The sequence below is a fragment of the Streptomyces niveiscabiei genome (genome assembly GCF_001419795.1).
Lineage (GTDB): Bacteria > Actinomycetota > Actinomycetes > Streptomycetales > Streptomycetaceae > Streptomyces > Streptomyces niveiscabiei.
Map to the genome: position 1 here is coordinate 1 of NZ_LIRL01000398.1, position 5,891 is coordinate 5,891.

Genomic DNA, 5,891 nt, shown 5'->3' on the forward strand with positions numbered 1-5,891 from the left:
CTCCCGCCCCGTACGCCGACTTCCTGGCGTCGGTCGCACACGTGCTGGTGGCCGCGCCGGCAGCGGCGGCAGTCCCCGCAGCCGAGCATGGTGTCGCCCATGACGCGGCGCCCGAGCCAGGCGCGGTCGACGCCGGGGCCGGCCTGCGTCACGCGTCCGCACCACTCGTGGCCGGGGCGCAGCGGGTAGGCGGCGTGGCCCTGGTGGAGGTAGGTCATGTGGCCGGTGTAGAACTCGACGTCGGTGCCGCAGACCCCGGCGCGTTCGACGTCCACGACGACCTCGCCGGGTGCCGCCTCGGGCGCGGGGAGGTCGGCGACCTCGTACGCGCCCGGGGCGGTGAGGACGAACGCGCGCATCAGCGGGGCGCGATGACGTGCTGGCGCTGGGTGCCGAGGCCGGTGATGCCGAGCTCCACCGTGTCGCCGGGCTTCAGGTAGACGGGCGGGGTGAGGCCCATGCCGACGCCGGGCGGGGTGCCGGTGTTGATGAGGTCGCCGGGCTCCAGGGTGAGGAACTGGCTGAGGTAGTGGACGATGACGTACGGGTCGAAGATCATCGTCTTGGTGTTGCCGGTCTGGCGGCGCTGCCCGTTGACGTCGAGCCACATGTCGAGGGCGAGGACGTCGTCGATCTCGTCGGCGGTGGCGAGCCAGGGTCCGGCCGGGTTGAAGGTCTCGGCGGACTTGCCCTTGGCCCACTGGCCGCCGCGCTCCAGCTGGAAGGCGCGCTCACTGACGTCGTTGACGACGACGTACCCGGCGATCGCGTCGCGGGCGTCGGCCACCGAGTCGAGGTAGCTGGTGCGCTTGCCGATGACGATGCCGAGTTCCACCTCCCAGTCGGTCTTGGTGGAGCCGCGCGGGATGCGGACGTCGTCGTTCGGGCCGATCAGCGTGTTCGGGGACTTCGTGAAGAGGATCGGCTCGTCGGGGACGGCCATGCCCGACTCGGCCGCGTGGTCACGGTAGTTGAGGCCGATGCACAGGATCTGGTGCGGGCGGGCGATGGGGGCGCCGACGCGTTCCCCGGCGAAGCGGGAGACCCGGCCGGCCGCGACACGTTCGGCGACTACCGGGCGGATACGGTCGATTCCGCCGCCGCCGAAGAAACCCTCGCCGAAGTCGGTGACGACGTCGGCGAGTTCGACGTACGTGTCGTCGTCGATGCGGGCGACGGGCTTCTCCGCGCCGGGGGCGCCGATTCGCATGAGGTGCATGGGGGTTCGTCTCCTGAGAGGTCAGCTCGGCAGCAGGGCACGGATGTCGTCGAGGGCGTCGGTCATCGCCGCGAGGGGCGAGCGGTAGGCGAGCCCGCTGACGCTGACCGCGCCCGAGGGGGTGGACGGCGAGGTCAGGTACACGGGCAGGGCGAGGCAGTGGATGCCGGTCTCGTTCTCCTGGTCGTCGAGGCCGTAGCCGCGCCGCCGGGTCGCCGCCAGTTCGGCGTACAGCTCCTCGGCCGTGCAGCGGCTCCTGGGGGTGCGGCGCTCCAGGGTGCGGTCGCCGATCCACGCCTCGACGTCCGCGAGGGTCGTCAACTCCCTTGCCAGCAGCAGTTTTCCGACGGCCGTGGTGTGGGCGGGGTTGCGTCCGCCGATCGTGGAGGTGAGGCGGACCGCGCCGGACGGGGGGTCGACCTTGGCGCGGTAGACGACCTCGTGGCCGTCGAGGACGGCGTAGTGCGCGGTCTCGCCGAAGCGGTGCGCGAGGGCTTCGAGGACCGGGCGGATGCGGACGTGGTCGGGGCGGGCCTCGTGGTGCGCGAACGCCATGCGCAGGAACTCGTCGCCGAGGACGTACCGGCCGGGGGCGTCCTGGTCGGCGAGGCCCGCGCGGCGCAGGGCGCTCAGGGCGCGGTGCACGGTCGGTTTCGGGCTGCCGATCACCCGCGTCAGCTCGTCCAGGCCGACGCCGCCGGGGTGGCGGGCGAGCTCCTTGAGGACCGCGAGCACCCGGTCCGAGCCCACGAGCCGGTCGGCTCCGGGGTCTGTCGGTCCGTCGTACGTCTGCGTATGCTCCATGGCGTTCCAAAGATTAGACCTGCGTGTCGGTTATTGGAAGGCGCTTCATGGTGACGCTCCGCAGCGCTCAGTGGTACGAGGGCCAGGACCGCAACGCGTACATCCACCGGGCGTGGATGCGCCGGGGAGTCCCCGACGACGCGTTCACCGGCCGCCCGCAGATCGCCATCGCCAACACGGCGTCCGATCTCACACCGTGCAACGCGCACCTCGACGAGGTCGCCGCGTCCGTCCGCAACGGCGTCTACGAGGCCGGGGGCATCCCGCTCGACCTGCCCGTCGTGTCGCTCGGCGAGACGCAGGTGCGGCCGACGGCGATGCTGTGGCGGAACATGGCCGCGATGGCCACCGAGGAGATGCTGCGGGCCAACCCCGTCGACGGCGTCGTCCTGCTCGGCGGCTGCGACAAGACGATCCCCTCGCTCCTCATGGCGGCGGCCTCCGTCGACCTCCCCGCGGTCGTCGTCCCCGGCGGGCCCATGCTCAACGGCACGTTCCAGGGCGCCCTGCTGGGCTGCGGCACCGGCGTGTGGAAACTCTCCGAGGAAGTCCGCGCCGGCACCCTCTCCCAAGCCGACTTCACCCGCTCCGAGTCCGCGATGATCCGCAGCAAGGGGCACTGCAACACGATGGGTACGGCGTCCACGATGGCCCTGGTCGCCGAGGCGCTCGGGACCGTCGTACCCGGCGTCGCGGGAACTCCCGCACCGGACAGCCGACTCCTCCAAGCCGCCCACGGCACAGGGAAGTTGGCGGTGGAGATGGTCACCGCCGACCGCCGCCCCGGCACCTTCCTCACGAAGGCGAGCTTCCACAACGCGATCGTCGCCCTCGCCGCGATCGGCGGCTCCACCAACGCGGTCGTCCATCTCCTCGCCATCGCCGGGCGGTTGGGCATCGACCTGACCCTCGACGACTTCGACCGCATCGGCTCCCGCGTCCCCGTCCTGGTCGACCTCCAGCCCGCCGGCCGGTACTTGATGGAGGACTTCCACCGAGCCGGCGGCCTCCTCGCCGTCCTCCGCGAGGTCCAGGACCTCCTCGACCCGACAGCCCTGACCGTCACCGGCACCCCCCTGGTCTCCCACCTCTCCGACGCCGCGGTCTGGGACGCCGAGGTCATCCGCCCCCGCACCGAACCCCTCGTCACCGAGGGCGGCATCGCGGTCCTGCGCGGCAACCTCGCCCCCGACGGCGCCCTGCTCAAACCGGCGGCAGCCTCCCCCCACCTCCTCCAACACCGGGGCCGGGCCGTGGTCTTCGACTCCGTCGAGGACTTCCACGCCCGCATCGACGACCCCGACCTCGACGTGGACGCCGACTCGGTCCTCGTCCTCCGAGGCTGCGGCCCTAAGGGCTACCCGGGCATGCCGGAGGTGGCGAACATGCCGCTGCCCAAGAAGCTGTTGGCCCAGGGCGTCCGCGACATGGTCCGCATCTGCGACGGCCGCATGAGCGGCACGGCGTACGGCACGGTCGTCCTGCACGTCGCCCCCGAAGCGGCGGCGGGCGGCCCGCTGGCCCTGGTCCGCACCGGCGACGTCATCGAACTGGACGTCCCGGCCCGCCGCATCACGGTCGACGTCCCCGAGGCGGAACTCTCCCGCCGGGAACCGAACAAGACCACCACAGCAGGCTTCGCGAGCCCCCGGCGGGGCTGGGAACGCCTCTACGTCGACCACGTCCTCCAGGCCGACACCGGGGCCGACCTCGACTTCCTGCTGGGGTCCAGCGGGAGCGAGGTCAGCCGGGAGTCGCACTGAAGCACTGCCGGGCGGCCACGCCGGTCAGGCCTGAGGGTCAGGCCGTGGCGAACTCGGTCAGCGCCTCGGCCAGTTCTCCGGCGAGCCGGCGGACGGTCGGACGGTCGTACATCGCGCGGGAGTAGGACCAGGTGAGGGTGAGTCGGCCGTTCTGGACGAGGCCGCCGATGTCGATGAGGTGGGGGCGGTGTTCCTGGAGGCTGTAGTCCTGGCCGATGACGTCCAACTCGGCGGCCAGGAGAGGCTGTTCGTGGAGGGGGTCGGCGGTGAGGTCGAAGCGGCCCAGGTAGTTGAAGCTGATCTGGGGTTCGGGGAGGCCGGCGAGGGTGGTGGTGAGGTGGCGGAGGGCGCCGTAGCCGACGCCTTGGTCGGGGACGGCGCGCAGTGCGCGTCTGACCGCGCGGACCGCCGTCGCCCAGTCGTCCGTGGGGGGTGTCTCCAGCGCGACCGGGTAGATCGAGGTGAACCAGCCGACCGTGCCGGAGAGGTCCACGTCGGGGAAGAGGTCGGCGCGGCCGTGCCCTTCGAGGTGGACGACCGTGCGGGGGCGGCCGGTCCAGCGGGCCAGCACCCGCGCCAGGGCGGCGAGGAGGACGTCGTTGAGCTGGCCGCGGTAGCGGCCGGGGACGCTGTACAGGAGGGCGTGGGTCTGTTCGGGCGGGAGGGTGACGGCGACCATGTCGAGTTCGGCGCCGGTGTTGGGGGCGCCCGGGTGGTCCACGGGGAGCGCGGCGTCGGCGCCGGTGAGGGCGGCGCGCCAGTGGTCGGCCTGGTCGTCGAAACCCCCTTGGGACGTATGGGAGCCGAGGCGGTCGGCCCACTGCCGTACGGAGGTCGTGGCGGGCCTGAGGGTGACGGGTGAACCGGTGCTCGCCTGTGCGTACGCGTCCTCCAGGTCCTCCAGGAGGACACGCCAGGAGACGCCGTCGATGACGAGGTGGTGCGCGACGAAGGTGAGCCAGGAGGTGTCGCGGGCGTACAGCACCCGGATGAGCGGGCCGCGCCGGAGGTCCATACCGCGTTGGGCGTCCCGGAGCAGCTCGTCCCACCGTGCGCGGGGGTCGCCGGTGTCGCCGAGGTCGTGCCCGGAGAACACCGCGTCGATGTCGGTGCTCTCCTCGACTCGCCCTGTCCACCGCGTGCCGTTCGGTGTGAAGGTCGCGCGGAGCATGTCGTGCCGGGTCAGGACAGCGGTGACGGCGGCGCGCAGGGCGGGTTCGTCCGTGCCGGGGGCGAGGACGAAGGACGTGGTCATCGCGAAGTGGTGCGGGGCGACGGGGTGGGTCGCGAAGAACCACTCGCCGACGGGTGTCGGCCGGAGTTCACCGACGGGGGAACCGGCGGGGTTCGCTCTCTCGGGCACGGCGTCGAGACCGGCCGCCAGCCCTTCGACCGTCTGCCCCACGAACACGTCCCGCGAGGAGAGCGTGAGCCCGGCGCGGCGGGCGCGGGAGACGACCTGGATGCTGAGGATGGAGTCGCCGCCGAGGTCGAAGAAACTGTCCTGGACGCCGACCCGCTCGATGCCCAGGACGTCGGCCCAGATCCCGGCGAGGGTCTCCTCGGCGGGGGTGCGCGGGGCGAGGTACGGCGCTCGGTTCGCGAACTCGGGCTCGGGCAGGGCGCGTTGGTCGACCTTGCCGTTGGGGGTCAGCGGCAGCTCGTCCAGCACGGCGATCGCGGACGGCACCATGTACTCCGGCAGGACACGGCCCGCCTCCTGCCGTACGGCCACCGTGTCGAGCACGGCCCCCGCCGCCGGCACGAGATAGGCGGCGAGCCGCCGGTCACGGGCGACGACCTTGACGCCGCCCACCCCCGGGCAGCGGGCCAACGCCGCCTCGACCTCGCCGAGTTCGACGCGGAAGCCCCGGATCTTGACCTGGTCGTCGCCACGCCCCAGGAACTCCAGCCGCCCGTCGGCCCGCCAGCGCACCACGTCACCGGAGCGGTACAGGCGCTGTCCGGGTACGAAGGGGTCGGCCACGAACCGCTCAGCGGTCAGCCCCGGACGCCCGACGTATCCGCGCGCCAGACCGTGCCCGCCGAGGTACAACTCCCCCATGACCCCGATCCCGACCGGGCGCAGACCGGCGTCGAGGACG

Annotated in this window: 5 protein-coding genes; 1 reads left to right on the plus strand and 4 read right to left on the minus strand. The window is 72.5% G+C overall.

The features are described 5' to 3' along the window. From AOK24_RS19740 to AOK24_RS19750, 3 genes are all read right to left on the minus strand, one after another. On the minus strand, window positions 1-359 hold a 359-nt coding region (locus tag AOK24_RS19740; protein ID WP_159051930.1), incomplete at its 3' end, for an alcohol dehydrogenase catalytic domain-containing protein. Continuing rightward, entirely contained in the window at window positions 359-1,219 is an 861-nt protein-coding gene (locus AOK24_RS19745) for a fumarylacetoacetate hydrolase family protein (protein ID WP_055721391.1), read from the minus strand. The genes AOK24_RS19740 and AOK24_RS19745, both read right to left, overlap by 1 nt. A 21-nt stretch (window positions 1,220-1,240) precedes the next feature. Beyond that, on the minus strand, window positions 1,241-2,023 hold the full coding sequence (locus AOK24_RS19750; protein ID WP_055721392.1) for an IclR family transcriptional regulator: 783 nt from the start codon (window positions 2,021-2,023) through the stop codon (window positions 1,241-1,243). A 47-nt stretch (window positions 2,024-2,070) separates the two neighbouring features. On the opposite strand from AOK24_RS19750, the gene AOK24_RS19755 reads away from it, so the two are divergent. Continuing rightward, window positions 2,071-3,786, plus strand: coding sequence for an IlvD/Edd family dehydratase (locus AOK24_RS19755; RefSeq protein WP_206191238.1), 1,716 nt, complete (start codon window positions 2,071-2,073; stop codon window positions 3,784-3,786). 37 nt (window positions 3,787-3,823) lie between these two features. On the opposite strand, the gene AOK24_RS19760 is transcribed toward AOK24_RS19755, so the two are convergent. Next, window positions 3,824-5,891, minus strand: a 2,068-nt coding sequence (locus AOK24_RS19760) for a condensation domain-containing protein (protein ID WP_159051931.1), incomplete at its 5' end; no start/stop codon positions are given.